We start from the raw sequence: 3,538 nt of genomic DNA, 5'->3' as shown, positions 1-3,538 counted from the left end.
CTGGACGACGTCTCCGCTGAATTCTCCCAGCGGCACCAGCAAATCCGAAACCTGTTTTTGGAACGCTTCGAACAGGTCCGTGGGCTCTTGCCCTCGGATGGGGAAGTCTCCGAATCGCGGCGGCTGTTGATCGGCTCCTATTTCCTGGCCGAGTACTCGCTGGAATCGGCAGCCCTGTTCAACCCATCCATCGTCCCGCATCCCGACCAAACGGATCTTCCGGCTGGCGCTCTACGGTTCATTCTCAGCTTGCGTGCTACCGGTGAAGGACACATTTCGTCCATCACGTTTCGGACCGGCATCGTCTATGCCGATCACCGGATTGAGGTTACGCCACCCACGGGTTTTCTCACGGAGCCGCGCCAGATCCCGAACCCCGTGTACGAGAAGGCGCTGTTCGGGCGGAAACTTTCTGAATTGGGCTTGACAGGGGAGTTTACGCGCCGGGTGATGAACAGGCTCGGGGAGTCGTTCGCACTGGATGAGCTTCGCGCCAGTCTTCAAGCCGAGCAGTTCCGCCTCCCGGACGGAAACACGCAGGAAGATCAGAACCAGGCCCAGGGGATTTGGGTGCTGGCCCGGTCCAACTTCGAGGTCCAGTTCCAGCCCGAACAGCAGATGTCCGAGCGCATTATCTTCCCGGCCACGCCCTCGCAGCGCAACGGCATCGAAGACGCGCGCTTCGCCTGTTTCCAGAACGAAGACGGCACACATATCTACTACGCGACGTTCACCGCGTTCGACGGCAAGATCGTAGTGCCGGAACTGGTGGAGACTTCCGACTTCCTCCTCTTTCGATTCAGGACTCTGAATGGCCCAGCCGCCGAAAACAAGGGGATGGCGATCTTCCCCCGGAAGATCGGCGGCCTCTATGCCATGCTCTCCCGTCAGGACAATGAGAACATCTACCTCATGTTCTCCGACAACGTCCACTTCTGGAACGAGCGCAAGGTGCTCCTCAAACCTACATTCCCGTGGGAGTTGGTCCAACTCGGGAACTGCGGATCACCCATCGAGACCGATGCCGGATGGTTGGTCCTGAGCCACGGCGTGGGCCCCATGAGGAAGTACTGCATCGGCGCCTTCCTGCTCGATCTCGATGACCCTACCAAGGTGATCGGCCGCCTGCGCGAACCGCTTCTGAAGCCGAGCCAGAGCGAGCGTGAAGGCTACGTGCCCAACGTCGTTTATACCTGCGGCGCGTTGCTCCACCGGGGCGAACTGATCATACCCTACGGGCTGGCTGATTACGCCACTGGTTTCGCAACCGTCCCGCTTGCCGAGGTGCTGGCGGCCATGGAGCAGGAGGACCCTGTACCTGCATGACCGTACCCAACAGAAGGGTGGCGGTCCTGTCGCCGGTAGCCTGGCGAACACCTCCACGGCAATACGGCGCCTGGGAGACGGTCGCGGGCAACGTCGCCGAAGGCCTGGTTTCGCGGGGCTGGGACGTGACATTGTTCGCCACTGGGGATTCTATGACCCGCGCCCGCCTGCATGCCGTGGTAGACCGGGGGTATGAAGAAGATCCCGCCGTCGATCCCAAAGTAGCCGAGTACCTGCACATCTCCGAAGTGTTCGAGCACGCTGGAGAGTTTGACCTCATCCACAGTCACTATGACTTCATGGCGCTGTCCTACACGCGGTTGGTGAAGACGCCGGTCCTCACCACCGTCCACGGATTCTCGTCACCCCGAATCATGCCCGTGTATGAGAAGTATCGTAACGGATACTTCGTCTCCATCAGCGACTCCGACCGCGCGCCGGGGCTGAACTACCTGGGCACTGTCTATAACGGCATCGACCTATCGTTGTACCCGCTACAACAGTGCGGCGGCGATCAACTTGTCTTCCTCGGCCGGATTCACCCCGACAAGGGGGTTCATCTGGCGATCGAGGTTGCCCGCCTGAGCGGGTTGCCGCTGCTCATTGCGGGCATTATCCAGGATCGGACCTATTTCCGCGAGCTGGTGGAGCCGCACCTCGATCAGACGATCCGCTATATCGGGCCTGTGGACGTACCGGGCAAGAACGCGCTGTTTGCACGCGCCCGCGCGCTACTGCACCTGAATACCATCCCGGAGCGGTTCGGACTGGTCCTGGCAGAAGCCAACGCCGCCGGCGTGCCCGTGATCGCCATGGACCTCGGCTCCTGCCGTGAGGTGATCGAAGATGGGCGAACGGGCTTCCTGGTCAGCAACGTCGGCGAAGCCGTCGAGTGCCTGCGGCGCGTCGCGGAGATCGATCGCCATGCCTGCCGCGAGCGGGTCCGGCAACGCTTCTCCATCCAAGCGATGGTGGAGTCCTACGAGCGGATCTACCGGACGATATTCGAGTTGGAAGCGAAGCGAAGATCATGAAGCCGGAAATTGTCAGGAGATACCGTGGTAACCCTATTCTCACCCGGGATGCGATTCCCTACCCGGTGGAGACGGTTCACAACGCCGCAGTAGTGAAGCACGGCGACGAATACATTATGCTCTTCCGCTCTCATCTGCGCACGGGGCGGTCGATCATTGGTCTGGCTCGCAGCCTCGACGGTTTTCGGTTCAGCGCCGATCCAGAGCCCTTTCTGACTCCTGCGCGAGAGGGCCCGTTTGCCGCCTATGAAGAGTTCGGCGTCGAAGATCCACGGGTTACGCGACTGGAGGGGGAGTACATCATCACCTACAGCGCTTACTCGCGAAACGGCGTGCGGATCGCCCTGGCAAAGACGAGAGACTTCTGCCAGGTAGAAAGGATCTCGCTCATCACCGAGGCGGACTATCGGAATGTGGTACTCTTCCCCGAAAAGTTCGACGGCCTTTATGCCCGGCTGGACCGTCCCCATTCGGAAATCTCTCCCTGGTCAATCTGGATTTCCTATTCTCCGGATCTGCGATTCTGGGGCGAATCCCAGCTCATCATGAGACCCGAACCATATCACTGGGACGAAATGAAGATCGGCCCGGGTGCGCCGCCGATCAGAACGGACCAGGGATGGCTTTCCATCTATCACGGCGTTTTCCGGACCATGGACGGATCGGTCTACCGCTTGGGCGCCGCTCTTCATGACCTGCAAAACCCGGCGAAGATCCTCGGCGTGGGGGACTCTTGGATCCTGCAACCGGAAGATCCCTGGGAAATCACTGGCTATGTCCACAACGTCGTGTTCACTTGCGGCGCAGTCGGGGAATCCGATGGAACCGTGAAAATCTATTGGGGCGGCGCAGACACAGTGATGTGTGTGGGCGAAGCGGATGTCTCCGCACTGGTTTTGTTATGCCTGGATCACAGCAGACCGGCGAAATGAAAACGCCAGGTTCCACAAATATGGGGCGTGCCGCACTTCTTACGCTCGCGTCTCCAACAACCCGGCTCTTCTCGCGGGACAGGTACAATTGTGCCCGCCGTTGTGTGAGACGACCGTCACCTGGCCCATTGTACGCCAGCGTCTCCCCGACCTCCCCGAGCCCTTCGATCACCCGGCCTGGATCTACGAGTTGAAGTACGACGGCTTCCGCGCCCTGGCCTACATCGAGGATGGCCGGGCCCGGCT

The 3,538-nt window shown here is 60.4% G+C and carries 4 protein-coding genes; all 4 read left to right on the top strand.

Annotation, left to right across the window (positions count from 1 at the left end):
• Positions 1-1,326, top strand: a 1,326-nt coding sequence (locus VN622_00095) for a glycoside hydrolase family 130 protein (GenBank protein ID HWR34253.1), incomplete at its 5' end; no start/stop codon positions are given.
• Entirely contained in the window at positions 1,323-2,360 is a 1,038-nt protein-coding gene (locus VN622_00090) for a glycosyltransferase family 4 protein (GenBank protein HWR34252.1), read from the top strand. The genes VN622_00095 and VN622_00090, both read left to right, overlap by 4 nt.
• Entirely contained in the window at positions 2,357-3,292 is a 936-nt protein-coding gene (locus tag VN622_00085; GenBank protein ID HWR34251.1) for a glycoside hydrolase family 130 protein, read from the top strand. The genes VN622_00090 and VN622_00085 overlap by 4 nt, the downstream gene beginning before the upstream one ends.
• The coding region (locus VN622_00080) for a hypothetical protein (GenBank protein HWR34250.1) at positions 3,240-3,538 on the top strand (299 nt) is incomplete at its 3' end. The genes VN622_00085 and VN622_00080, both read left to right, overlap by 53 nt.

This window comes from Clostridia bacterium (assembly GCA_035561135.1).
In the GTDB taxonomy this organism is placed as follows: domain Bacteria; phylum Acidobacteriota; class Terriglobia; order Terriglobales; family Acidobacteriaceae; genus DATMYA01.
Note: the sequence above shows the minus strand (reverse complement) of the source record. Positions and strands in the feature narration are given on the sequence as shown.

Coding starts and splice junctions, on each gene's coding strand:
- VN622_00085 (HWR34251.1), top strand. CDS start 2,357: ATGAAGCCGGAAATTGTCAGGAGATACCGTGGTAACCCTATTCTCACC.
- VN622_00090 (HWR34252.1), top strand. CDS start 1,323: ATGACCGTACCCAACAGAAGGGTGGCGGTCCTGTCGCCGGTAGCCTGG.